Source organism: Pseudomonas marincola, assembly GCF_900682675.2.
Taxonomy (GTDB): Bacteria; Pseudomonadota; Gammaproteobacteria; order Pseudomonadales; family Pseudomonadaceae; genus Aquipseudomonas; species Aquipseudomonas marincola.
Map to the genome: position 1 here is coordinate 2,781,091 of NZ_LR215729.2, position 24,384 is coordinate 2,805,474.

Sequence of the window (24,384 nt, forward strand, 5' to 3'; positions counted from 1 at the left end):
GGCTGCCGTTAACCGTTAGCGCGCTCACGGAATAACGCCTGATGCTCGCGGCATTGCTCTGCCGCCAACAAGAACACGCCATGCCCACCGTTGCTGAAATCCAGCCAGGTAAAGTCCACCTCTGGGTATAGCGCCTGCACGTGGACCTGGCTATTGCCCACTTCAACGACCAGTGTGCCCTGCTCGGTCAGGTGATCGGCGGCCTCGGCTAGCATTCTGCGCACCAAATCCAAGCCGTCATTGCCACAGGCAAGGCCAAGTTCCGGTTCGTGATGGTATTCGGCTGGCATATCAGCGAAATCTTCCGCATCGACATAAGGCGGGTTTGACACAATCAGGTCGAAACGCTGGCCGGGCAAGCCCTCGAAACCATCGCCCTGAACGGTATACACGCGCTCTTCAATGCCGTGGCGCTCGATGTTCTGGTTGGCGACTTCCAATGCGTCATAAGACAGGTCGGCAAGCACCACCTCGGCTTCCATGAACTCGTAGGCACAGGCGATACCAATACAGCCCGAGCCGGTGCACAGGTCAAGAATGCGCATTGGCTCTTTGGCCAGCCAAGGCCGGAAGCGTTTATCAATCAACTCGGCAATCGGTGAGCGCGGCACCAGCACCCGCTCATCCACCAGAAACGGCAGGCCGCAAAACCAGGCTTCGCCCAACAGGTAGGCGGTGGGCACTCGTTCTTCGATGCGCTTTTTCAACAACGCCTGCAAATGCGTGTGTTCGTCATCTTCAAGGCGGCAATCGAGGTAGCTATCGGCAATTTCCCAAGGCAGATGCAATGCGCCGAGGACCAGCTGGCGCGCCTCATCCCAGGCGTTGTCTGTGCCGTGGCCAAAAAACAGTTCTTCACTCTGAAAGCGGCTAACAGCCCAGCGAATGTAGTCACGCAAAGTGCGCAAGCGGGTGGTTGCTGCAAACATATCGGCACTCTCAAGAACGGCGAAAAGAGCCACTAGTTTACAGAACATTAAATCTACCGGCAGGCCCCTGCACACCAAGGCGCAAACGGACTGCTCAGTCAGGGCGCTTATTTGCCCATTTAAGCCGCTAAAGCAGCGGTGCTGGCCTGCCAATCCCCCAATGGCACCGTTATAATTCGCAACGAATTTTTAACCCTTCCTACCCACTTAACGACTTGAGAAATCTCACAAAATGGTCATAGACCCCTTTTCGCTCACGGGCTTGCTCGTGCTGGCGATATTCCTTATTGGCATGACGCTAATCGTTTTTGAAGCACAGTTGGAGATGGATAAGTTCAAGCCCGCCATGTTCATGATGTCTGGCCTGATCGTAATTGGCGCTCATTACGCCCTCACCGACCCCAACGGCTTCCAGTATTTCCTCCACGCCCAAAGCGAAACCAAAGGCGAACTGTTCGGCCTGATCGCCTTCATGGCGTTCATGTGGATGGTGGTCGAACTGCTCAATGAACGTAACGTGTTCACTGCGCTTAACGGCTACCTGATGGGTAAAGGTTTGGGCGCCAGAGGCATGTTCTGGGCGACGGGGGCGCTGTCCGCTCTGCTTTCACCGTTCCTCAACAACATCACCACGGCGATGATTTTCGGTAAAACCGTAAAGAATATTTCGGTCAACCAGCGCTACACCCACATTGCCCTGTGCAACATCGTGATTGCCTCAAACTCAGGCGTCTGGTTCCTGGGGACCTCGACCAGCCTGATGGTGGTGCTTGCGGGAAAAATCAGCATTGCCGGCCTGCTCCTGTTGATCCCGTCCGCACTCATTGGCTGGCTGATCTTTGCCGCCGCCCTGCACTTTTTCTACCTGCGTAAACTCAGTGACGAGCAACTGATTCATATTGCCGACCAGTCGGAAACGGCGCTCAAGCCGGGCGGCGCGGGCCTGGCAGTGGTTGGCTTTTTCGCGGTTGTCGGCGCGGTGCTGTGCAACGTATTCCTGCGTGTAAGCATCGAATTCGCCATCGGTATTGGCCTGGGCATGGTCGCGATCTACGCGTGGTGGTTGATACGCAAGGGCATTGAAATGCCCTGGCAGGATCAACTGCAGAAGGTCGAGTGGAACGCCCTGCTGTTCTTCATCGGCATTATCACGGCTGTTTCATGCCTCAACCATGTTGGCTGGCTGTCGTATATCTCGCGCTTGTTCGAGATCATGCACCCCACCAGCGTCAACATGATTCTGGGCGTCGCCTCTGGCGTGATGGACAACGTACCGGTCGAAGCCGCTGCATTGATGTCCAACCCGCAACTTGGCCTCGACCAGTGGGCACTGAATGCGCTGATGGTGGGCATTGGCGGTTCGCTTACCGTGGTGGGCTCTGCTGCCGGGGTTATGGCCATGTCGCTCGATAAGACTTATAGCTTCGGCGTGCACATGAAGTTTTTGCCGGTGATCCTGCTGAACTTCTTCGGCTCTCTGGGCATCTGGTATATACAGTTCCAGGTGTTCGGGCTGTACTAACCGCACTGTGCGGTTATGCGCTCAGGTTGAACACCTGTTCGCATAACCGCTGAAGGCATTTCGCTACTAACCCTACCCAGCGCGGCAATTATCCGTAAGAATACAAGGGATAGAGCGCGTCCCGGCTCAAAGACCCAACGAGCCCTGAATACCCGGCGCAATAAAAATCGCCCGCTGAATTTAACCTGCCGAAACCTTTAAATGGTTCACAGTCGTTATATTCAAGCGGAGAATGATCACTGTCGTATGCGCAGCAAGGACCCTTCAATGTCATATCCACAAACGTTGCTTCAACTCACCGGGCGTAGTTTTGCTCCGGCCACGATGCGCAATGCCACATTGCTGATTATTGACGCCCAGGAAGAATACCGCAGCGGCGTTCTGCAACTGCCTAACGTAGAATCGGCCCTGAGCGAAATCGCCAATCTGCTGGCCGCGGCCCGCGCTGCCGGCATTCCTGTGGTCCATGTCAAACACCTGGGAATCCCCGGCGGCGTGCTCGATCCACGCGGTCCGCGTGGTGAACACATCCCTGAAGCAGCACCGATTGCCGGTGAAACCGTCGTCGAGAAGCGCCTACCTAACGCGTTCTCGGGCACCGACCTGCACGAGCGTTTGCAAGCACTCGGCCGACTCGACCTGATTGTTTGCGGGTTCATGACCCATTCGAGCATCAGCACCACGGTGCGCGCCACCAAAGATTACGGCTACCGTTGCACCATCGTCGATGCGGCTTGCGCAACCCGCGACTTGCCGACACCAGACGGTAAAGTGATGAGCGCTGCTGACATCCACAATGCTGAAATTGTCACCCTTGCTGACAACTTTGCCGCGATCGTCCCCAACGCCAGCGCGCTGATCTGATCCGGCTTGCGGTTCACACTGAGCTATCAGTGTGAACCACTGTCGAGACTGCCGGTCTCACACTCGATAACCCAAGAGGAAATCGGGATGAAACTATCCAATGGTTTTGATGCACGCCGATTGCGTCCGCGTGAGCCGCGCAGTTGGCGCCTGCGCGCAGCCTTTGCCTTAGGCGCGTTACTAGCGGCATTCGGCATCCTGCTGGCGATGGCCGGCGCAGCGACCCTACTCGGCCAGCCAGCCGCACTCGGCCCACTCAACGACTCAGTCGGGGCTTCGGTGACAATGCTGGTTATCGGTCTTATTCTGCTCTGGTCCGGTATTGGGGTCTGGCGTATGTGTCGTCGGCGTCTGCGTCGCCCGAGCGACCTCAGCATGCCTTCGCACCTGATGAAAAAGCGCGATTAACGCGGCTCTGCAACAAACATCCGGCATCCTTCGGTACACTATCGGCCTTGGAGGAGGCCCCGATGCAAGACGACGATTTTTCCCTGTTCAAAGCCGAACTGCGCGGCGTTAAACCCTTAACGCAAGATCGTGCCGATACCGGCAAATCGCGCCCGGATGTCAAACGCCTGGCCACTTTGCGCCAAGCGGCGGCAACGCGGGTTGAGTCGATCAAGGTCGACGGCCTTTCCGACCAGTTTGTAATAGACGTTGGCGCTGAAGACCCGCTGCACTGGGCGGCCAATGGCGTGCAGGAAGGCCAGATGCGCAAGCTCAAGCTGGGCCAGATTGCCTTCGACGGCAGCCTCGATCTGCACGGCATGAGTGTCGAGAAAGCCCGCGACACCCTGTGGGAATTTCTGGCCGAGGCCAACAAGTTCGAAGTCCGCTGTGTACGCGTCACCCACGGCAAGGCTGCACGCAAAGACGGTCGCAAACCCCTGATCAAGAGCCATGTAAACACCTGGCTGCGCCAGCATCCGCAGGTGCTTGGATTCACCTCTTGCCTGCCCAAACACGGCGGCACTGGCGCGGTTTATGTGATGCTCAAACGCACCATGATGGACGGCCGCGACGAGTAATTTGGGGCACCATTGCCTGCGCGCATTCACCCCGAATGCGCGCACCTATTGATACAACACTTGCCAGTTTCGGGTCAGCGCCCTAACCTGCCCGTCTGTGCCTATCCGCTAATTCACAGGAAGCTCCATGTCCCTGGAACAAAACTACACCGAGATTCTTGGCCAATTGGGCGAAGATGCCTCTCGCGAAGGCTTGCTTGACACCCCCAAGCGCGCCGCAAAAGCCATGCAGTATCTCTGCCGTGGCTATCAGCAAACGCTCGAAGAAGTCACCAACGGCGCACTGTTCAGCTCAGACAACAGTGAAATGGTCCTGGTAAAGAACATTGAGCTGTACTCGCTCTGCGAGCATCACCTGCTGCCATTTATTGGCAAGGCTCACGTCGCCTATATTCCAAGCGGCAAGGTTCTGGGCCTGTCGAAAGTGGCGCGGATTGTCGATATGTTCGCACGCCGCCTGCAAATTCAGGAAAACCTCAGCCGCCAGATTGCCGATGCTGTTCAGCAAGTAACCGGCGCAATGGGCGTTGCAGTGGTGATTGAAGCGCAGCACATGTGCATGATGATGCGTGGCGTTGAGAAGCAGAACTCTTCGATGGTGACTTCGGTCATGCTTGGCGAGTTTCGCAACAATGCCGCCACGCGCAGCGAGTTTCTCAGCCTGATCAACAACTGATCCGCTAAAACCTGCCAAACAGGTTAGCGTCAGCCAATAAAAAACCCATGCATGCATGGGTTTTTTATTGCTGTATTCAGCAAGGCGGCAGATGGAGCAGACGCTTAAAAGTCGTCTTCGACATCGCCATCCTTCATCTTGAACTCACGGGTCTGCAGATACGCATTGCGCACGAACGTATAGCGATCACCGCTTATCAGGCGTTCAGCAGAGAGCAGCTCGGCACGAACATCCACCAGGTTGACCGCGTAGGTCACGTTACGGGTTGGCACATGGTCGATGAACAGGCCGGTTGCCAGCAAACCGTCTGGCAATTTGCCTAAGCTGTCGCGCACGGTGCTTGGGCCCAGCAGCGGCAACACGACATACGGTCCGTTAGGCACCCCCCAGACACCCAGAGTCTGGCCGAAGTCTTCATCATTAGCCTGCAAACCCATGGCGGTTGCCACGTCGAACACGCCAACAACACCCAGCGTGGTGTTTAGGATGAAGCGCGTCGTATCTACGCCGGCGTCGCGCACCTTGCCTTGCAGCACGTTGTTGAAGAAGTTACGGGTATCACTCACGTTATTGAAGAAGTTGTGCACGCCTGTGCGGATGAAACTCGGCGTGACAGCCTTATAGCCTTTGGCAATGGGCTTGAGGGTATAAGCATCGAGCGTGTCGTTGATGTCGAACATCACACGGTTATAGCCAATCCACGGATCATCCTCAGTGGCGTGAGCCAGAACAGGCAGCACCGAGATACTGCAGCAAGCAGCCCATTTCAAAAGGCGCTTGTATACTGGCGCTCCAGACTCGTGCATCACCATCTCTCCTCAAATTACGGCTGGCCAGCAAAACCGCATAGCCCGTTGAGGGCTGCCTGAATTGCGCAGCCCTGCAAAAAATAGGCGCTCAGTATAATGCCTGTCGCCCCTAAAGTGGCAGCTTGACAGCATAGCGCAACAAACCCAAATAACGGCTGAGGGCGATTTTAGCTGTAGACCTCAAACACCCGCCGCCGTTACACAAGGTTGCAGCGTTTACTGCCAATTTGCGTGCAACGCTGGACTCAAGCCTCGCTCAACAATCCCAGACTCTTGCCCTTCAACACGGCTTGAGTACGGCTGCGAACACTCAGCTTGGTAAACAGATTATGCAGGTGCCATTTGATTGTCGCCTCCGACAGGTGCACAGCCTGAGCAATATCCCGGTTCGAAAGCCCCGCCGCGACAAAACGCAGGATCTCCCGTTCACGGCGGCTGACGTCCTGATTATCTTCGGCGCTGTCAGGGTCGAGTTTGAGCACCTTGCATTGCTCGCGCCACTGTTCGGCAACCGACAGCCAGCGTTCCTTACGGCCAGGATCAGCCGCCAACCAGGCATCCATCAACGGATAGAGCCAATTGGCGTCATCGAGGAACATGCGCCGATAACCACAATCCCAGGCTTTTTCGAGGCTCACGCCGAACAACTCAAAGGCTTTTTCGGTGTGGCCTTTACGCCAATGGGCAACCGCCAATAGCAAGGATATATGCAGCCGCCGCTCGCGCTGATGCTCAGCCAGATGCTTGCCGAGGCAAGTTTCAAGTACTGCCTGAGCTTTATCCGCCCGGCGCTCGGCCAAGGCCAGACGGGCTTCAGTGAGCACGCGAGCGGTTTGCGCCTCACTGAACCGACCGTCCGGTATGCCTGCCATGTGCCGTTGCAGTTGCAAGGACGTGCGCTCGGCCTCATTGGGGCGGCGTAACCATAACAGGAACTGCACCCGGCAACTCATGCCCAGGGCAAATACCCGCTCATAACCTGGCGCATGCAGACCATCCAGCCAATCATCAAGCACAGCCAGGCCTTTATCAGTGTCACCGGCATAGAAGTAGGCCCGCGCCATCACCAGCTTGCCCCGGCTTATCAGCTCAACCGGCGTTGCAACATCGCGCCAGGTGATCGCATCGGGCAGTTTGTCGATGATCTGCGCGTGCTCATTACGCTCATAAAGCAGATCGGCACTGACAAGCGTCAGCGGCTCCACCACGCGGCTGTCCATCCCGTAAACCTTCTTGACCCGGGCGCGGGTTTCGTCCGCAACCTGACTGCCATGCAGGAGATCGCCGGCCTCTTTACACACCAGCGCCTCGATCAGTGAGGTAACCACAAGCAAGTAGGTATTTGCGCTTTGGCTCAGATACTGGCGTGCGCGGGCAATCGACTTGACCCCTTCATCCACCTCGCCCAGCAAGGTGTAAGCTGCGGCCTGGATGCACAACAGACTGGCACTGAATACCGGCTGATTCTCGGACACCAGTCGCAACCAATGACGCGCGACCTTCAGGCAGCTCTCCAGCTTGTCCTGATACAGCAGGATCAGGGCCTTAAGCACTTGTGCAGCAACCATCAATTCCGCCAGACCGTAATGCAAAGCACCACTCTGGCCATGCGGCAGCCGCAGGCTTACATCTTCAATCAGCGCCTCTGCCTCGGCATATCGCTGCTCCAAGGCCAGCTGCCAGGCATAAAAAATCTGGAACACGGCGTGCTCAAGAATCACCTCACTGGGTAATTGCTTGAGCACTTTGAGCACGCTGTAAACCTCGTTGCTGGAGACCAGACTGCCACCGTGCAGCTCAAGCAGCTCGGCGCCACGGGCAAAGTCGCCAGCACGCAACAGGTACTTGATCGCCTTGGCGAAATGACCCTTATCGAGACACCATTGTGCGGCGCTGCGCTGGAGTGTCGCCAGCTCGCCACTGCTGGGTATACCAGTGCGATTGAAGTCGGCGAACAGCCCATGGTAACGCAGCCAGCCGTCCGCCTCTTCAAGCGGCTTGACGAACAATTGATTACGCTGGAGAAAGGCCAGCATCTGCGCTGAGTCATCGCGACCGGACAGCGCATCGCAAAGCTCAGCGTTGAACTCGTCGAGAACGGCGGTTTGTTGCAAGAAGCGGATCACCACATCTGGCAAGTCCGCCAGCACATCAGCTTGCAGATAATCTGCAATATTGCGTTCACTGCCGGTCAATTGCTGCATGTACAGGGTGCGGTCAGCCACCGTACCGAGTGCCAGCGCCAGTAGTTGCAGTGCAGTAACCCAGCCTTCGCTACGCCCATGCAGCACCGCCAACTCTTCCCGGCTCAGTTGCAGCTGCTTGATCTCCTGTAAATAGTTGGCCGTCTGCGCCGCAGTGAATCGCAGATCCGCAGAACTCAACATGAAAGTCTGAGCCTGCAGCTCAGGTGCCAGCCCCTCAATTAGCGCACCACTGCGGGCGCTGCCAATAAGGTGAACGTGCGCGGGCAACTGGCTGATCAGCCGCTGCGAAAGCACGTTCACGCCCGGCACGGCGATGCGGTGCATGTCGTCGATGAGCAGGTAAAGATCAGCCGGGAGCTTGCCAAGTGCGCGGGCAAACTCATCAATCGCCTGCTCGACCGCAGCCTCATCAACGCCCACCGGAATATGCAGGGAGTAATCAAACTGCGGGTAGCAGCTCTCGATAGCAGCACTCAGATAGTCGAGCACCCGCAGCGGATCAGTATCGGTCTCGTCACACGCCAGCCAGGCAACCTGCAAGTCGGCCGCAAGCAAGTGCGCACGGTATTGCTCAAGCAAAACGCTTTTGCCGTAGCCGGCAGGCGCGCACACTAAAGTTAAGGGCCCCTGACACGCAGCATCGAGGCGCTCGATCATGGTTTCGCGTGGCACCAGCAGTTCGGGATTGATTGCGACGGGCGCAATTTTAGTGCGCAGCAGAGGCTGAGCCGGAGCAGTGGCATATTCAACAATTTTGTTCATTACAAGAGACTCAATTCGCGGGCACGTCGAATCGCCTGGGTGCGATTGCGAACCTTTAGTTTTTCGTAGATGTTGTGCAGGTGCCATTTGACAGTGCCTAACGCCAACTCAAGCTGTTCGCCGATCTCGGCGTTAGACATACCTTGTGCAGCCAGACACACCACCTCGCGTTCACGCTCGGTCAAGCCTTCATCCACCTCTAGCAGCGTTTGGCTTGCGCTGTAACCCGGCCAGATCGCCAACAATTGGCGGATAAAACCCTGCAGCGCCGGTTGGCGCTCAGCCGTTTCGAGCTGCTGCAGCATCAGCCGGACACTGTCACCCTCCTCGATAAACAGCGTTCGGATACCTTCGCGCTCGGCATCGATCAAACACTGCACCAACAAGGTTTGAGAACGCTCCTGATACCCCAGACGTTGGTAGCTAAGCGCCGAGAGCAGGTCCAAACGCAGCCGGTGCAGCCCATGCCAGTCGGGAAGCAGCAATGCGCGCAGATGGGTGATTTCATGCAAGGCCTCACTGGAATGCCCACGGGCTTGTTGCAAGCGCACACGTGTAAGGCCTTGCATCCATTTCACCGGATTGAAGCGCATGTGCAGGTAAGGTGCCGCGAGGCTGTCCCAGTCGACGCTTTTGAGTCTCAACTCGGCCCGCTTGATGCGGTCGACTGCCGTCTCCTGGAGGATTTGCGCAACCTCATCGCCCACTGCCAGCGCATAGAAGCGCCAGGCTTTATGCCGGGCCGCCATGTTCTGCATCATCACCAGTGTGGCGTGTGCTTCCTTGGGATTTTCCTGCATGCGCTGCAAGCGCGACAAACACAACAGCCCTTGCGCGTAGACATCGATCGGGCTGATCAGATCGACAGTATCGAGCGCCCAGCGCAGACGACTTTCCAGCCCTTCGAACTCACCCTGAATGCATTTGATAACAGCCCCGGTAACGGTCGAAAGTACCAATGCCTGCGAGCGCTCGGCAAACCACGGCATGCTATGCAGACGCAGATGGCTATAGAGCAATGCCGCTTGCTTGATTTGCCCTTGCTCAAGACTCAGCAGCAACTCGACATTGGCCAACTGCATTTCGAGGTAGCGCCCGGACAAGAAATGATTACGCTGCTGCGCCAGCGCCAACAGCCGGTGCGCCGACTGCGGCGCGCCCATCATTACATGTGCAATGGCGCCGACAATCAGCATTGTCACCTCGACAAATGCCGAGTGCTGACCCAGGTGCACCTCAACCCGCCGGGCCAGCAGCACACAGGTCACCAAATCATCTTTCTGCAGCGCAATCACCGCCTTGATCGCCAGAGCTGCCAAATGCCTGTCACTCAGGTCGGTGGTCACCTCCAGCTCACCCCAGCCTTGCAACAGGTCGTCGATATTGCGATTGGCCTCTTGCAGCCCCATTTGCGTGGCGCGCGTCCACACATCGACCAACATCAGCACCGGATATTCGCTGGCAATTGAGTACGGCACATGTTGACGCCAGTAGGTGATCAGACTGAGTTCGCCCTGGTTGATCATCTGCATGCCGGACGCTTCAATGAGCTCAGCCAACAGGCGCGGATCATCGGCAAGGTGCGCATGGCGGATTGCCAAGGCCTGCATGCCGTGCGCAGCAAACCAGTGACTGGCGCTGTAATTCAGTTGCTTGAAACGCGCAGGATCCTGCGCTTGCAGGCGGTTACGCAGGAAGTCGGCAAACACATCGTGGAAACGGTACCAGTGCCGCTCATGGTCCAGCGGACGCAAAAACAACTGGCGCGCTTCGAATGCTTGCAGCGTCGCCTGGCCGCCAGTGCTGCCGGTGAGATAATCGACCAAATCACCGCTCACCTGCTGCGCCACAGCCAAGGTCATCAGCAAGGTTTGTTCGTCCGCCGGTAGCGTCGACAGAACCGAATGCAACAGGTATTCGGCAACAGTGTCTGGCTCGTCCGGGCGCTCGTAATTGCCGTCGTAGGCGTCTGCGCGATGCCCCAGCCACAAGCTGGCCAAATGCACACCCAGCACCCAACCGCCGGTATGCGTGTATAAGTTTTCCAGGGCCTGGCCACTGAGTTCGTGACCGCGCTGCTTGAGATAACGCTGGGTCTCGAGTTTAGTGAGGCGCAGTTCTTGCTCACCTATTTCGAGCAATAACCCCTTGGCCCGCAGGCGAGCCAGTTGCATCTGGGGTTGCGAGCGGCAGCCAATCGCCAGGGTGAAGTTTTGCGGCGAGAACTCAACCAGCCGGTTCAGCGCCTGTTGCAACTGCACATTGCTGATGCGATGCAAGTCATCCAGCACCAACAACATGGGTAACGCCGTGTCAGCCAACTCGACGAGCAGTGATTCCATGACAATATCGACGGGAATATGCAGAGAGTTGCGCAGATAGTCCTGAGCATTGCTGCCAAAACCTGGAGAATGAGCGGAGATCGTCGCGATCAGATGAGCAAAGAAACTTGCCGGGTCATTGTCCGCATCGACGATATTAAGCCAGGCAACAAGCGCTCCTTGCTCCATCCTGCTCGCCGCCAACATTTGCATGGACACGGTTTTACCGAAGCCTGCGGGAGCTGAAAACTGAATGAGTTTGGCGTGAGGGTGGGCTTGAAGCGAATCGTCTACAGCCTGCCGACAGAAGTGGGCAGTGGCGGCTCTGGCAGATTCCTGCGCAGCCGCCGTCATACCCGGTACGGGTAATTCAATAACATCATCCATGATGTTTTCCTTATACACAGTGCTGGATTTGTAACACTTACCTTCCTGGTTCTCAGCCATAGTAATCGGCTGTCCAACCCCGCGTAAACCTTGAACGAGACTAGGATCAATTGCTTAGGCGATCTACAATCGCCATCCACGCTCGTGAAAGTCCGAAATGAATATCTGCGAAATCCATCCGCTGCCGTATCAAGCCTCGCCGTGCGTTTACTTCGATGCCATCCATAAGGAACGCGGCGCGATCTTGCTCGACTCAGGTCGACCGAACGCCGGGCGTGGACGTTTCGACCTGCTCAGTGCCTGGCCGCTTGAAACCTTTGTACCTGCGCCCGATGAGTCAGCAGCAGATTTCAACCAGAGACTGCGTGCGGGCCTTGCAAGGCTTCAAACGTGCGCCTATCCGACAGACTTTGAGCTGCCATTCAGTGGTGGGCTGATGGGCTATTTCGGCTACGACTTCGGTCAACGAATCGAACCTCAGCAGCCGAAAAGTTGTGACGATCTTGGCCTTCAGGATGCCCGCCTTGGCTTATATAACTGGGCGCTGATTACCGATCATCAAGCACTTACCAGCCAACTGGTGTTTCATCCGAGCGTGGATGAACAGCAACGCAAAAAACTGATCGCAGTATTTGAAAAAAAGCGCGAAAGCAGCCCGCAAAACTTCAAATTGGCCGGTGATTTTCGAGCCAATATCCGATCAACGGACTACAAACAGGCCTTTGAGCGGATCCAAAGTTACATTTCAGCGGGTGATTGCTATCAGGTAAATTATGCTCAGCGCTTTCAGGCCGAGTATGAGGGTGATCCGTGGGGCGCCTATCAGGCGTTGCGTGAAGTATGCCCTACTCCGTTTTCCGGCTATCTCGGGTTGGGCGAAAACAACGCCATTCTCAGTTTATCACCCGAGCGTTTCATGCACGTAAGCCGGGGCCATGTAGAAACCCGCCCGATAAAGGGCACACGCCCGCGCGGGCACACGCCAGAACAAGACAAAGCGCAGGCAGATGAGCTACTCAATAGCCGTAAAGACCGCGCTGAAAACTTGATGATCGTTGATTTGCTGCGCAACGATCTGGGCCGCAGTTGCCGGATTGGCTCAGTGCGCGTGCCTGAACTGTTCGCGCTCGAAAGCTACCCCAATGTGCATCATCTGGTGAGCGCGGTAACCGGTGAATTAGCCGCAGACAAAGACGCGCTGGACCTGTTTGCCGGCAGCTTTCCCGGCGGCTCGATCACCGGCGCACCCAAGATTCGCGCCATGCAGATCATCGACGAACTCGAACCTACCCGTCGCGCACTGTATTGCGGCTCATTGATGTATCTGGATATTCGCGGCGAAATGGACAGCTCGATTGCCATTCGCAGCCTGCTGGCTCGCGATAGCGTTATCAGTTGCTGGGGCGGTGGCGGGATTGTTGCTGATTCACAGTGGCAGGCGGAATATCAGGAGTCGATAACCAAGGTCAATGTGTTGCTGAGTACCCTGCAGAACCTTGGCAAGTAGCTAAGCCGCTGGATTGCCCAGCGGCTTATTCAACTCAGACCTGCACAGGTGCCATGTACGCGAACGCTTCCTGAGTGAAGCGAACCCGTTCCTCGACAGACTCCGTGATGCCGTCTTTCGCCAGTTCAGCCAAACGTGCTTCGACCGCATGCGCACGCAGGGTCAAACCACTGTTGTTGGCGATCTGGATATTCAAGCCGGGACGCGCATTGAGCTCCAGAATCAAGGGACCCTTGTCCTGATCGAGCACCATGTCGACACCGATATAACCCAACCCACACAGCTCATAACAGCCTGCAGCCAAGGTCATGAAGCCTTTCCAGTTCGGCAACTGAACACCGTCCACGGCATTGGTTGTATCGGGGTGCTTGGAGATCTTGTTGTTCAGCCAGGTCCCGCCCAATGTCATGCCGGTCGCCAGATCAACGCCTACACCAATCGCACCTTGGTGCAGGTTGGCCTTGCCGCCTGACTGACGCGTCGGCAAGCGCAGCATTGCCATGACCGGATAGCCCATCAACACGATGATGCGAATATCCGGCACGCCTTCGTAGCTGATGCTTTTGAAGATCTGATCGGGCACCACACGGTACTCGATCAGCGCGCGGTCACGCAGACCGCCCAACGAATAGAGACCGGTGAGAATGCTCGAGATCTGGTGCTGGATCTCTTCAAGACTGATGATCCGGCCCGAGACGGTACGGAAGCGGTCCTCAAAGCGATCAGCAACTACCAGAATCCCGTCACCGCCCGCACCTTGCGCGGGCTTGACTACGAAATCGCTGCGCTCACCAATGATCTTCTCAAGGTTATCGATCTCTTTTTCGGTCGAGATGATCCCGTACATTTCGGGCACGTTAATGCCCGACTCAATCGCCCGTTCCTTAGTGATGATCTTGTCATCCACCAAGGGGTACAGGTGGCGCTTGTTGTACTTGAGCACGTAATCAGCATTACGTCGGTTGATGCCCATGATGCCCAGCTCTTCAAGAGCCTTCCAACGTTTCCAGAGGCCAAACATAGGTCACTCCTTGAGGAAGGCATTGAAGCGGAACAGTTCAGTCAGGCGATAGCCGCGATAGCGACCCATTGCCAACATGAAGCCCACCAGGATCAACAGGATTGCCGGGAAAGTGAACACGAAGTAAACCAGTTCAGGCACGGTCATCAACAGATGCGCAAGCGATGCGGCGATCAATGTGCCCACACCCACTTTCAAGGCATGGCCAGCGCCACGCTCTTCCCATGTAATCGACAGACGCTCGATGGTCATGGTCAGAATTACCATCGGGAACAATGCTACCGAGAGGCCGCGATCCATACCCAGTTTGTGGCTGAACAAGCTGATCACTGCAATCAGCACAACCACGAACGTCAGCACCACCGACAGTCGAGGCAGCATCTGCAGTTTCAAGTGTTCAAGGTAGGAGCGCAGCGACAGGCCCAGCGCCGTGATGAAGGTAAACAGCACGATACCGAAACCCAAACCCGTCTCGCGGAACGCCAGTGCGATCAGAACCGGCGTAAAGGTGCCGAGGGTTTGCAGGCCGCCGAGGTTACGCAAGATCAGGATGAGCAGAACCCCGATCGGGATCATGACCATGATCTGGAAGTTGTGCTGAGTCTGCAACGGCAGGCCGTACAGTGAATAGGACAGGAAGCCGGCATCGGTGCTTTCGTCGGTCAGCTTAGCCAGACGAATTGCATTCATTTCGCTGTTGTTCAGGCTGAAGGTAACGTTGGCCTGCTTACCGCCTTCAAGATTCATCAGCGGGTCATTGCCCACCCACCAGACCAGACGATCCGACGGCAAACCTTGCTCACCACTCACCGGATTGAAATACAGCCACTTCTCGCCGTTGAAGCTGCGCAGCCAAAGCTCCGGGTCCTGCTGAATTTCAGCAGCCAGGCGAATGGTGTGTACCCGCTCCATCGGCACGTGCGCGATGGACAACAGCAACTCGACCGCCTTGGCCTTGTTTTCGGTTGAGGCATCGCCACCGAGCAGCAACTTGGCGTTGTCGTCGGCGTCGTTGTTAACCCGTTTGATGGTTTCACTGATGAAGGTTTCAACGTCAGCGGAATGCTGACGAATCGGTGCGAGCAATGCTTCTGCAGCGATTTTCTCGGCGCCTTCAACCGGCAGACTGTCGCGGAAAATCGGGCCTTTGGCCTTGGCTTGCTCACCGCTGTAGCGCTTGGTCAGTACCAGGCGGTAATAAATGGTTTGCTTGCCACTTGCCCGGCGTGCAGACCAGGTGGCTTTGCGATTGCCATCGGCGCGATTGATGCTCACGCCGTAGTTATTGGAAATGAAGCTCTCGTTGAGGCTTACATAATCCTGATTGAGCGGAGGCACAAACATCTGCAGTTTGACCGGCTCGCGAGGGCTGGCCTGAAACTCGACCTTGGCGTCAATGTTCCACAAGTCGTCAGTTTCATCAGAGGTAAGGGGAATACCCAAAATGAATATCTGATAGGCAGTAATCAAAATGCCCAAGCTCACGGTGAGCAAAATCAGAATTTTAAGGTGCAAGTTAAGAGAGCGCATGGGCATTACTCGCCGGGGGTTACGTCATTGGCACAGTCAGGCTTGCCTGCTGCATATTTAAGGCTTGGATCTACCATAGCACCGAAGCGTTTGAGTGCTTCCGAGCCGATAAGAAGCGGATATTGGAATGCACTTCGGTCGGTCAAGTTCACTTCAATTTTGCGAAGCGCTTCACCCATGCAGATATCCAGCTCGATTACAGGTCGGGCGGTGTAGGTTTTTTCTTCATTTGGATCATAGTCGCCGGAGCGGCGTTTGATCTTGCTGACACGGGCCAGAGGACGTTCGATAGGATTGCTGTGCGCATCATCTATGGCCAGATAAAAGCGCACCCATGTCTCGCCGTCACGCTTGAAGCGTTTGATATCACGTGCGCTGAGAGAGGCGGTCTTGGCCCCGGTATCGAGTTTGGCGGCAACCTCAATATTGAGATTCACCAACTGTGTGTATTCATTAAGGCCGTAGACAGACTTGTCCGCTGCAACTGCTACACAGGGAACAATAAATAGCCATAGAAACAGTAGGTTAGGCGTGAGTCTCATAAATCCCGTTAGTATTTTTCTCTATCAATGAGGCTAAAGACCCGCGCGCATCTACCCGGCAGGCTGGTATATACGCTGAAGTTTAGCAGGCATGCGTAAAAGCATGCTCAAACGGGGCGAAGTCTAACATGGCGCATTTGGCGGACAACAGATAGCGACCCAGTAAGTTTGTTGGGGTTAGGCAAGCAATCAGCGTCTACCAACCAGAAAACTGTCGACAATCTTAATCGCATGATTGACCATTCCCGCTCAAAAAGGTATTTTTTGCCTAAATAAAACAGCCATTGTTGACAATATGCTCGATACCGTCGAAGTCCCTCTAAATCATGGCGAAGATTCTGAAACGCGCTCAGAGCAGGTTTTCCGGCGCATTCAGGCTGCAATCATCAAGGGTGAGATAGCCCCCGGCAGCAAAATTTCCGAACCTGAGCTGGCGCGCACCTACGGCATAAGCCGCGGCCCGTTGCGCGAAGCCATTCACCGGCTGGAAGGCCAACGCCTGTTGGTGCGCATCCCTCACGTCGGCGCGCGCGTGGTGTCTCTGAACCACAGCGAACTGATCGAGCTGTATGAAATACGCGAATCTCTAGAAGGTATGGCTTGCCGGCTTGCTGCCGAACGTATGAGCCAGGCCGAGATTGATGAGCTTCGCCACGTACTCGACACCCATGAGCGTGATGAGGCGTTTCAGGCGGGCAATGGCTATTACCAGCAAGAAGGCGACTTCGATTTCCACTACCGGATCATTCAGGGCAGCGGCAACCGAACGCTGACGCAAATGCTCTGCTCCGACCTTTATCAACTGGTTCGCATGTACCGCATTCAGTTTTCCGCCACCCCCAATCGCCCGCGCCAGGCGTTTGCCGAACACCACCGAATTCTCGACGCCATTGCTGACCGTGACGGTGAGCTGGCGGAACTGCTGATGCGCCGTCACATCGGCGCATCGAAGCGCAACATTGAGCGTCATTATCTAGACGCAGAATCCAAGACAGCCAAAACCAGAGGTGAGTCATGAGTTTGAAAACCCCAGGCCAGCGTTTCCGCGATGCCGTAGCCGAAGAGCACCCGTTGCAGGTCATTGGCGCGATCAACGCCAACCACGCACTGCTGGCAAAACGTGCCGGTTTCAAAGCTATTTACCTGTCGGGCGGCGGTGTTGCTGCAGGCTCGCTGGGGCTTCCGGATCTGGGCATCACCGGGCTCGATGACGTGCTCACCGACGTGCGCCGCATTACCGATGTCTGCGACTTGCCGCTACTGGTCGATGTCGACACTGGCTTCGGCTCGTCGGCGTTCAACGTTGCGCGCACGGTCAAGTCGATGATCAAGTTTGGCGCAGCCGCCATTCACATCGAAGATCAGGTTGGCGCCAAGCGCTGCGGCCACCGCCCGAACAAGGAAATCGTCTCGCAGCAGGAAATGGTCGACCGGATCAAGGCTGCGGTAGACGCACGCACCGATGACAGTTTCGTGATCATGGCGCGCACCGACGCCCTGGCCGTTGAAGGTTTGGAGTCTGCGCTGGACCGCGCCGCCGCCTGTATTGAAGCCGGCGCCGATATGGTATTCCCGGAAGCCATTACAGAACTTGAGATGTACAAGTTGTTTGCGCAGAAGGTCAACGCTCCGATTCTGGCCAACATCACCGAGTTCGGCGCGACCCCGCTGTTCACCACTGACGAACTGCGCTCTGCCGATGTATCGCTGGTGCTCTACCCGCTCTCGGCGTTCCGCGCCATGAACAAGGCTGCCGAAAACGTCTACGAAGCCGTGCGTCGCGATGGCACCCAGAAGAATGTCATCGACACCATGCAAACGCGCATGGAGCTTTACGATCGCATTAACTACCACGCCTTCGAGCAAAGCCTGGATGCCCTGTTCGCTCAGAAAAAGAACTGAGCCGCGCATTCCAACATCGACCCGAACAACAATTTCAAGATGATGAGGATCTAACAATGGCTGAAGCAAAAGTACTCAGTGGCGCCGGCCTTCGTGGCCAGGTCGCCGGCCAGACCGAACTGTGCACCGTCGGCAAGACCGGCGCAGGCCTGACATACCGCGGCTATGATGTGCGCGATTTGGCAAGCAGCTGCATCTTTGAAGAAGTCGCCTACCTGCTGCTCTACGGCGAGCTGCCAAATCAGGCCGAGCTCAGCGCTTATCAGAGCAAGCTGAACAAGCTGCGCGATCTGCCCCAGGCGCTTAAAGAAGTGCTTGAGCGCATTCCGGCGCAAGCTCACCCGATGGATGTCATGCGTACCGGCGCCTCGATACTTGGCAATCTCGAACCAGAGCACAGCTTCGACGAGCAACGCGACAAGGCTGATCGTCTGCTCGGCGCGTTCCCGGCGATCATGACGTACTGGTATCGCTTCAGCCATGATGGCGTGCGTATCGACTGCAACAGCGACCAGGCCACTATTGGCGGCCACTTCCTCCAGCTGCTGCACGGCAAAGCGCCGAGCGAATTGCACGTTAAGGTGATGAACGTTTCGCTGATTCTCTACGCTGAGCACGAATTTAACGCCTCGACCTTCACCGCCCGCGTTTGCGCCTCAACCCTGTCGGATATTTTCTCCTGCGTTACGGCAGCCATCGGCTCCCTGCGCGGCCCACTGCACGGCGGCGCCAACGAAGCGGCAATGGAGATGATCGAGAAGTTCGCATCGGCCGAGGCCGCCACTGCTGGCACGCTGGACATGCTCGCCCGCAAAGACAAGATCATGGGCTTTGGCCACGCGATCTACAAAGACTCAGACCCGCGTAACGAGGTCATCAAAGGCTGGTCCAAGCAGTTGGCCGATGAAGTGGGCGACACTGTGATGTTCCCGGTATCCGAAGCCATTGACGCGGTCATGTGGGAGCAAAAGAAACTGTTCCCCAACGCCGACTTCTATCACGCCTCGGCTTACCACTTCATGGGCATCCCGACCAAGCTGTTCACGCCGATCTTCGTTTGCTCGCGGGTGAGTGGCTGGACCGCACACGTATTCGAGCAGCGCGCCAACAACCGGATTATTCGCCCCAGCGCGGAATACACCGGTGTAGAGCAACGCGCAGTAACGCCGCTAGAGCAGCGCTAATTGCTAGCGGGGAGGTGGCGCGATAAGCCCCTCCCCGACCGGTCATTGTCGATTACCTGATTGAGCCCAACGCTATGAACACTGAATTTCGCAAGAATCTTCCCGGCAGCGTGCTGGATTACTTCGACGCCCGTGCGGCTGTTGATGCGATCCAGCCCGGTGCCTATGCAAAACTGCCGTACACCTCTCGCGTATTGGCTGAAAACCTGGTGCGTCGCTGTGACCCGAGCATGCTCAACGCGGCCCTGAGCCAGCTGATTGAGCGCAAGCGCGACCTCGACTTTCCCTGGTTCCCGGCGCGCGTGGTGTGCCACGACATTCTTGGCCAAACCGCATTGGTCGACCTGGCGGGTCTGCGCGATGCCATCGCTGAGAAAGGCGGTGATCCCGCGCAAGTTAACCCCGTCGTGCCCACTCAGCTGATTGTCGACCACTCGCTGGCCGTCGAATTTGGCGGGTATGACAAAGACGCCTTTGCCAAAAACCGCAGCGTCGAAGACCGTCGTAACGAAGACCGCTTTCACTTCATCGAGTGGACTAAAAAGGCCTTCAAGAACGTCGACGTTATCCCGCCCGGCAACGGCATCATGCACCAGATCAACCTGGAACGGATGTCGCCCGTGGTTCATGCACGCGAAGGCGTTGCCTTCCCGGACACGCTGGTCGGCACCGACAGCCACACCCCGCACGTCGATGCTTTGGGCGTGATTGCCATTGGTGTCGGCGGCCTGGAAGCCGAGAGCGTAATGCTCGGCCGCGCCTCCTACATGCGCCTGCCGGATATCATCGGCGTACGCCTGTCGGGCAAACGCCAACCGGGCATCACCGCCACCGATATCGTGCTGGCGATTACCGAGTTCCTGCGCAGCCAGAAAGTTGTTTCCTCGTACCTTGAGTTCTTCGGTGAAGGCGCCGACGCCCTGACCCTCGGTGACCGGGCAACCATCTCGAACATGACCCCGGAATTCGGTGCGACAGCGGCGATGTTCTACATCGACCAACACACCATCGATTACCTGACGCTGACAGGCCGTGAGCCGGAGCAAGTCAAACTGGTCGAGAACTACGCCAAGGTTACGGGCCTGTGGGCGGACGACTTGAAAACCGCTGAGTACGAGCGCGTTCTCGACTTCGATCTGTCTTCGGTGGTGCGCAACATCGCCGGCCCAAGCAACCCGCACAAGCGCGTCGCCACCACAGACCTCGCCACAGCGGGCATCTCTGGCGTGGTTGAGAACGAAGCCGGTCTGATGCCGGATGGCGCGGTAATCATCGCGGCCATTACCAGCTGCACCAACACCAGCAACCCGCGCAACGTAATCGCTGCAGCCCTGCTCGCCCGCAACGCCAATGCGCGCGGCCTGACCCGCAAACCATGGGTTAAAACCTCACTGGCCCCCGGCTCGAAAGCAGTGCAGTTGTACCTTGAAGAAGCCAACCTGCTGACCGAACTGGAACAGCTCGGTTTTGGCATAGTCGGCTTTGCCTGCACCACCTGCAACGGCATGAGCGGCGCACTGGACCCAGTAATCCAGAAGGAAGTGATCGACCGCGACCTCTACGCCACCGCAGTGCTGTCGGGTAACCGCAACTTCGACGGGCGTATCCATCCGTACGCCAAACAGGCTTTCCTGGCTTCACCGCCGCTGGTCGTTGCCTACGCGATTGCCGGCACCATTCGTTTCGACATCGAAAAAGACGTTCTCGGCATCGATCAGGCCGGTAACGCCGTTACCCTGAAAGACATCTGGCCATCGGATGAAGAGATTGATGAAGTGGTGAATGCCAGCGTCAAGCCGGCCCAGTTCAACCAAGTCTACATCCCGATGTTCGCCATCGAAGCCGACAATGGCGAGAAGGTCGAGCCGCTGTACGACTGGCGCACACAGAGCACCTACATCCGTCGTCCGCCCTACTGGGAAGGTGCTTTGGCTGGTGAGCGTACGCTTAAAGGCATGCGCCCACTCGCCGTGCTGCCAGACAACATCACCACTGATCACCTGTCGCCGTCGAATGCGATCCTGCTCAACAGCGCGGCCGGTGAATACCTGCACAAAATGGGTTTGCCGGAAGAAGACTTCAACTCTTACGCCACCCACCGCGGCGATCACCTGACCGCACAACGGGCAACCTTTGCCAACCCGAAACTGCTCAACGAAATGGTGGTTGAAAACGGTGTGGTCAAACAAGGTTCTCTGGCGCGCATTGAGCCGGAAGGCAAGGTCACGCGTATGTGGGAAGCGATTGAGACCTACATGGAGCGCAAGCAACCGCTGATCATCATCGCCGGTGCCGACTACGGCCAGGGCTCATCCCGTGACTGGGCGGCCAAAGGCGTGCGTCTGGCCGGTGTTGAAGCCATTGCCGCTGAAGGTTTTGAACGTATCCACCGCACCAACCTAGTCGGCATGGGCGTGTTGCCACTTGAATTCCTGCCGGGGACAACCCGCAAGACGCTGGAAATTGACGGCAGCGAAACCTACGACGTGATTGGCCAGCGCACACCACGCGCCACCCTGACGCTGGTGATCAACCGCAAAAACGGTGAACGCGTTGAGGTGCCCGTGACATGCCGCCTCGACACCGCTGAAGAGCTGTCGATTTATGAGGCAGGCGGTGTGCTGCAACGCTTCGCGCAGGACTTCCTAGAGTCCGCAAACGTCTCGTAAGCCTGTCGCGGTCACGGCGGAGCAATTCGCCGAGACCGCCCTCTTCCAGTGACGGTTCAAGGCGCTATGTTCAGCGCGCAGCGAGCCCCCACTTCACGCAGTTTCAGAGGACATAACCCACATGCCTCATGTAGCGCAAATCAAAGTCCCGGCGACTTACGTTCGGGGCGGCACCAGTAAAGGCGTGTTTTTCTGCCTGCAAGAGCTTCCGCCATCGGCCCAGGTCGCCGGTGCTGCGCGCGACGCTTTACTGATGCGCGTTATCGGCAGCCCTGATCCGTACGGCAAACAAATTGACGGCATGGGCGGCGCCACTTCCAGCACCAGCAAAACTGTGATCATCAGCAAAAGCAGCCAGCCGGATCACGACATCGACTATCTGTTCGGCCAGGTGTCCATCGACAAAGCCTTCGTCGACTGGAGCGGCAACTGTGGCAACCTGTCAGCCGCCGTTGGCCCGATCGCGATCAGCAAGGGCTTGGTTGATGCCAGCCGCATTCCACAGAACGGCATCCTCACGCTGCGCATCTGGCAGGCCAACATCGGCAAGTCGATCATCACTCACGTGCCGATTACCAACGGTGAAGTCCAGGAAACCGGCGACTTCGAACTCGACGGCGTAACCTTCCCTGCCGCCGAAGTGAAGCTTGAATTCATCGACCCGGCTGCCGATGAGGATGACGGCGCAGGCAGTTCAATGTTCCCCACCGGCAATCTGGTAGATGACTTGGAAGTGCCGGGCATTGGCACGCTCAAGGCGACAATGATCAACGCCGGCATTCCGACCATCTTCGTCAACGCCGAAGCCATTGGTTACACCGGCACCGAGTTGCAGGAAGCGATTAACAGCGACCCGAAAGCGCTGGCCATGTTCGAATCGATCCGCGCCCACGGAGCGCTGCGCATGGGCCTGATCAGCCACATTGATGAAGCCGCCAAACGCCAGCACACACCCAAGGTTGCATTCGTTGCACCGCCGGCCGCCTACACCACGTCCAGTGGCAAGTTGCTCAATGCGGGCGACTGCGAACTGTTGGTACGCGCCATGTCGATGGGCAAGTTGCATCACGCCATGATGGGTACGGCAGCGGTGGCTATCGGTACTGCAGCGGCTATTCCCGGCACGCTGGTGAATACCGCAGCCGGCGCCAAGGCGCGCAACGAGGTGCGCTTCGGGCATCCGTCGGGCACTTTGTGTGTAGGCGCAGAAGCCACGCAAGAGAACGGCGAATGGAAAGTCACCAAGGCCATCATGAGCCGCAGTGCACGGGTACTGATGGAAGGCTGGGTGCGGGTGCCCGGCGACTCGTTCTAGAAATGCGCCTGGCGGGATGAGCGCGTTGCAAGCACGCTGAGTTTTCTTGCACCGCGTTTTCTACGTGCGGCGCTCGCCGGGTTTTAACCCGCTGTAAACGACAAAGCCCTGATTTTACGATCAGGGCTTTGTTGCATCTCAGGCCTCAGTAAGTCGGTAATTCGACGTCGGCAAACAGCTCTTCCAGCTCGGATTTGTTGTGGCAGGCCACAGCCTTGGCGAGCATGTCACGGCTCAGGTGCGGGGCGAATTTCTCGATGAAGTCGCACATGAAGCCGCGCAGGAATGTGCCGCGACGGAAACCGATTTTGGTAACGCTCGACTCGAACAATTCGCTGGCATCGAGTACCACCAGATCCGGATCGTGCGCAGCATCCACCGCCATCTTGGCAAGAATGCCCACACCCAAGCCAAGGCGCACATAAGTTTTGATCACGTCGGCGTCGGCTGCGGTGAACACCACCTTGGGCGACAGGCCGCGATGGCTGAAAGCCTCGTCCAGCTTGGAACGGCCGGTAAACCCGAACACGTAGGTGACAATCGAGTACTCAGCCAGGGCTTCCAGGGTGAGTTTCGGCAGCTTGGTCAGCGGGTGGCCTTGCGGCACGACCACACAGCGGTTCCAGCGATAGCACGGCATCATCACCAGATCATTGAACAACTCAAGACCTTCGGTGGCGATAGCAAAGTCCACCGTGCCGTCAGCGGCCATTTCGGCAATTTGCATCGGCGTGCCCTGGTGCATGTGCAGGGCAACATCCGGGTATTGCTTGATAAAGCTGCTGATCACCGGCGGCAAGGCATAGCGCGCCTGGGTGTGGGTGGTGGCGATAGACAACGAGCCTTTCTTCTCGTTGGAGAATTCCTGGGCGATCTGCTTGATGCTTTCGACCTTGCGCAGAATCTCGCCAGCGGTGGTGATAATCCGCTCGCCTGCAGGCGTTACACGAGTCAGGTGTTTACCGCTGCGGGCAAACACCTCAACGCCTAGTTCGTCTTCGAGCAGGCGGATCTGTTTACTGATGCCGGGCTGAGAGGTGTACAGACTTTGCGCAGTGGCGGAAACGTTGAGATCATGGTGCGCAACCTCCCAGATATAGCGCAATTGCTGAAGCTTCATAACTATCCCTCAAAGCAGTTGAGCAGCCATTCAATTGGCGGCTGCCGCATATAACCATAAGAATGGTTCAATTGATCCAAACTGACCAT

Annotated in this window: 19 protein-coding genes; 11 read left to right on the forward strand and 8 right to left on the reverse strand. The window is 56.9% G+C overall.

What is annotated here, in order from left to right; all coding sequences use genetic code 11:
* Positions 1–8: 8 nt before the first annotated feature.
* Complete coding sequence (prmB, locus tag PMYSY11_RS12920) at positions 9–929, reverse strand: 50S ribosomal protein L3 N(5)-glutamine methyltransferase (RefSeq protein ID WP_150549431.1); 921 nt, start codon at positions 927–929, stop codon at positions 9–11.
* A 232-nt stretch (positions 930–1,161) separates the two neighbouring features.
* On the opposite strand from prmB, the gene nhaD reads away from it, so the two are divergent.
* From nhaD to folE, 5 genes are all read left to right on the forward strand, one after another.
* Complete coding sequence (nhaD, locus tag PMYSY11_RS12925) at positions 1,162–2,451, forward strand: sodium:proton antiporter NhaD (RefSeq protein ID WP_069898665.1); 1,290 nt, start codon at positions 1,162–1,164, stop codon at positions 2,449–2,451.
* A gap of 267 nt (positions 2,452–2,718) precedes the next feature.
* Positions 2,719–3,315, forward strand: coding sequence for a cysteine hydrolase family protein (locus tag PMYSY11_RS12930; protein WP_090509146.1), 597 nt, complete (start codon positions 2,719–2,721; stop codon positions 3,313–3,315).
* An 87-nt stretch (positions 3,316–3,402) separates the two neighbouring features.
* On the forward strand, positions 3,403–3,723 hold the full coding sequence (locus tag PMYSY11_RS12935; RefSeq protein WP_069898667.1) for a hypothetical protein: 321 nt from the start codon (positions 3,403–3,405) through the stop codon (positions 3,721–3,723).
* A 62-nt stretch (positions 3,724–3,785) separates the two neighbouring features.
* Positions 3,786–4,343, forward strand: a complete 558-nt coding sequence (locus tag PMYSY11_RS12940) for a Smr/MutS family protein (RefSeq protein WP_069898669.1) — start codon at positions 3,786–3,788, stop codon at positions 4,341–4,343.
* 127 nt (positions 4,344–4,470) lie between these two features.
* Positions 4,471–5,019, forward strand: a complete 549-nt coding sequence (gene folE, locus PMYSY11_RS12945; protein ID WP_150549432.1) for a GTP cyclohydrolase I FolE — start codon at positions 4,471–4,473, stop codon at positions 5,017–5,019.
* A 104-nt stretch (positions 5,020–5,123) separates the two neighbouring features.
* Here folE and PMYSY11_RS12950 read toward each other — a convergent pair whose 3' ends face one another.
* The 3 genes from PMYSY11_RS12950 to PMYSY11_RS12960 form a co-directional block, all read right to left on the reverse strand.
* A complete protein-coding gene (locus PMYSY11_RS12950) occupies positions 5,124–5,825 on the reverse strand; it encodes an MlaA family lipoprotein (RefSeq protein ID WP_150549433.1) in 702 nt (233 codons plus the stop codon).
* A gap of 248 nt (positions 5,826–6,073) precedes the next feature.
* Positions 6,074–8,797, reverse strand: a complete 2,724-nt coding sequence (locus PMYSY11_RS12955) for a winged helix-turn-helix domain-containing protein (RefSeq protein WP_150549434.1) — start codon at positions 8,795–8,797, stop codon at positions 6,074–6,076.
* Positions 8,797–11,505, reverse strand: a complete 2,709-nt coding sequence (locus PMYSY11_RS12960; protein ID WP_239655483.1) for a winged helix-turn-helix domain-containing protein — start codon at positions 11,503–11,505, stop codon at positions 8,797–8,799. The genes PMYSY11_RS12955 and PMYSY11_RS12960 overlap by 1 nt, the downstream gene beginning before the upstream one ends.
* 157 nt (positions 11,506–11,662) lie before the next feature.
* On the opposite strand from PMYSY11_RS12960, the gene pabB reads away from it, so the two are divergent.
* Positions 11,663–13,012 (forward strand): aminodeoxychorismate synthase component I, encoded by a 1,350-nt coding sequence (gene pabB / locus PMYSY11_RS12965; protein WP_150549435.1) that lies wholly within the window; start codon positions 11,663–11,665, stop codon positions 13,010–13,012.
* Positions 13,013–13,046: 34 nt separating this feature from the next.
* Here pabB and PMYSY11_RS12970 read toward each other — a convergent pair whose 3' ends face one another.
* Genes PMYSY11_RS12970 through rloA form a run of 3 tightly spaced genes read right to left on the reverse strand, consistent with a single transcriptional unit; the run spans position 13,047 to position 16,105 of the window.
* Positions 13,047–14,033, reverse strand: a complete 987-nt coding sequence (locus tag PMYSY11_RS12970; RefSeq protein WP_069898676.1) for an alpha-L-glutamate ligase-like protein — start codon at positions 14,031–14,033, stop codon at positions 13,047–13,049.
* 3 nt (positions 14,034–14,036) lie between these two features.
* Positions 14,037–15,563: an osmotic stress tolerance membrane protein RloB gene (gene rloB, locus PMYSY11_RS12975; RefSeq protein ID WP_150549436.1), complete on the reverse strand. Its 1,527-nt coding sequence runs from the start codon at positions 15,561–15,563 to the stop codon at positions 14,037–14,039.
* A gap of 5 nt (positions 15,564–15,568) precedes the next feature.
* Positions 15,569–16,105 carry a retropepsin-like aspartic peptidase RloA gene (gene rloA, locus PMYSY11_RS12980; RefSeq protein WP_069898677.1) on the reverse strand — a complete coding sequence of 179 codons (537 nt, stop codon included), beginning with the start codon at positions 16,103–16,105 and terminating at the stop codon, positions 15,569–15,571.
* 295 nt (positions 16,106–16,400) lie between these two features.
* Between rloA and PMYSY11_RS12985 the strand changes: the two genes are divergently transcribed.
* The 5 genes from PMYSY11_RS12985 to prpF all read left to right on the forward strand — a co-directional run bounded on the left by PMYSY11_RS12985 (position 16,401) and on the right by prpF (position 23,175).
* A complete protein-coding gene (locus tag PMYSY11_RS12985; RefSeq protein ID WP_069898678.1) occupies positions 16,401–17,123 on the forward strand; it encodes a GntR family transcriptional regulator in 723 nt (240 codons plus the stop codon).
* On the forward strand, positions 17,120–18,007 hold the full coding sequence (gene prpB, locus PMYSY11_RS12990) for a methylisocitrate lyase (RefSeq protein ID WP_069898679.1): 888 nt from the start codon (positions 17,120–17,122) through the stop codon (positions 18,005–18,007). The genes PMYSY11_RS12985 and prpB overlap by 4 nt, the downstream gene beginning before the upstream one ends.
* A gap of 56 nt (positions 18,008–18,063) precedes the next feature.
* Positions 18,064–19,191: a bifunctional 2-methylcitrate synthase/citrate synthase gene (prpC, locus tag PMYSY11_RS12995; RefSeq protein WP_150549437.1), complete on the forward strand. Its 1,128-nt coding sequence runs from the start codon at positions 18,064–18,066 to the stop codon at positions 19,189–19,191.
* A gap of 74 nt (positions 19,192–19,265) precedes the next feature.
* Complete coding sequence (acnD, locus tag PMYSY11_RS13000) at positions 19,266–21,860, forward strand: Fe/S-dependent 2-methylisocitrate dehydratase AcnD (RefSeq protein ID WP_150549438.1); 2,595 nt, start codon at positions 19,266–19,268, stop codon at positions 21,858–21,860.
* Positions 21,861–21,981: 121 nt separating this feature from the next.
* A complete protein-coding gene (gene prpF, locus PMYSY11_RS13005) occupies positions 21,982–23,175 on the forward strand; it encodes a 2-methylaconitate cis-trans isomerase PrpF (RefSeq protein WP_150549439.1) in 1,194 nt (397 codons plus the stop codon).
* A gap of 145 nt (positions 23,176–23,320) precedes the next feature.
* Here the strand turns inward: prpF and cysB are convergent, their stop codons facing one another.
* The gene (cysB, locus tag PMYSY11_RS13010; RefSeq protein ID WP_069898685.1) at positions 23,321–24,295 is read right to left on the reverse strand and encodes an HTH-type transcriptional regulator CysB; all 975 of its coding nucleotides are present in this window, start codon (positions 24,293–24,295) and stop codon (positions 23,321–23,323) included.
* Positions 24,296–24,384 lie beyond the last annotated feature (89 nt).

Excerpts from the sequence above, each read along its gene's own strand:
- prmB (WP_150549431.1), bottom strand. The coding sequence starts at position 929 with ATGTTTGCAGCAACCACCCGCTTGCGCACTTTGCGTGACTACATTCGC.
- nhaD (WP_069898665.1), top strand. The coding sequence starts at position 1,162 with ATGGTCATAGACCCCTTTTCGCTCACGGGCTTGCTCGTGCTGGCGATA.
- PMYSY11_RS12930 (WP_090509146.1), top strand. The coding sequence starts at position 2,719 with ATGTCATATCCACAAACGTTGCTTCAACTCACCGGGCGTAGTTTTGCT.
- PMYSY11_RS12935 (WP_069898667.1), top strand. The coding sequence starts at position 3,403 with ATGAAACTATCCAATGGTTTTGATGCACGCCGATTGCGTCCGCGTGAG.
- PMYSY11_RS12940 (WP_069898669.1), top strand. The coding sequence starts at position 3,786 with ATGCAAGACGACGATTTTTCCCTGTTCAAAGCCGAACTGCGCGGCGTT.
- folE (WP_150549432.1), top strand. The coding sequence starts at position 4,471 with ATGTCCCTGGAACAAAACTACACCGAGATTCTTGGCCAATTGGGCGAA.
- PMYSY11_RS12950 (WP_150549433.1), bottom strand. The coding sequence starts at position 5,825 with ATGCACGAGTCTGGAGCGCCAGTATACAAGCGCCTTTTGAAATGGGCT.
- PMYSY11_RS12955 (WP_150549434.1), bottom strand. The coding sequence starts at position 8,797 with ATGAACAAAATTGTTGAATATGCCACTGCTCCGGCTCAGCCTCTGCTG.
- PMYSY11_RS12960 (WP_239655483.1), bottom strand. The coding sequence starts at position 11,505 with ATGGATGATGTTATTGAATTACCCGTACCGGGTATGACGGCGGCTGCG.
- pabB (WP_150549435.1), top strand. The coding sequence starts at position 11,663 with ATGAATATCTGCGAAATCCATCCGCTGCCGTATCAAGCCTCGCCGTGC.
- PMYSY11_RS12970 (WP_069898676.1), bottom strand. The coding sequence starts at position 14,033 with ATGTTTGGCCTCTGGAAACGTTGGAAGGCTCTTGAAGAGCTGGGCATC.
- rloB (WP_150549436.1), bottom strand. The coding sequence starts at position 15,563 with ATGCGCTCTCTTAACTTGCACCTTAAAATTCTGATTTTGCTCACCGTG.
- rloA (WP_069898677.1), bottom strand. The coding sequence starts at position 16,105 with ATGAGACTCACGCCTAACCTACTGTTTCTATGGCTATTTATTGTTCCC.
- PMYSY11_RS12985 (WP_069898678.1), top strand. The coding sequence starts at position 16,401 with ATGCTCGATACCGTCGAAGTCCCTCTAAATCATGGCGAAGATTCTGAA.
- prpB (WP_069898679.1), top strand. The coding sequence starts at position 17,120 with ATGAGTTTGAAAACCCCAGGCCAGCGTTTCCGCGATGCCGTAGCCGAA.
- prpC (WP_150549437.1), top strand. The coding sequence starts at position 18,064 with ATGGCTGAAGCAAAAGTACTCAGTGGCGCCGGCCTTCGTGGCCAGGTC.
- acnD (WP_150549438.1), top strand. The coding sequence starts at position 19,266 with ATGAACACTGAATTTCGCAAGAATCTTCCCGGCAGCGTGCTGGATTAC.
- prpF (WP_150549439.1), top strand. The coding sequence starts at position 21,982 with ATGCCTCATGTAGCGCAAATCAAAGTCCCGGCGACTTACGTTCGGGGC.
- cysB (WP_069898685.1), bottom strand. The coding sequence starts at position 24,295 with ATGAAGCTTCAGCAATTGCGCTATATCTGGGAGGTTGCGCACCATGAT.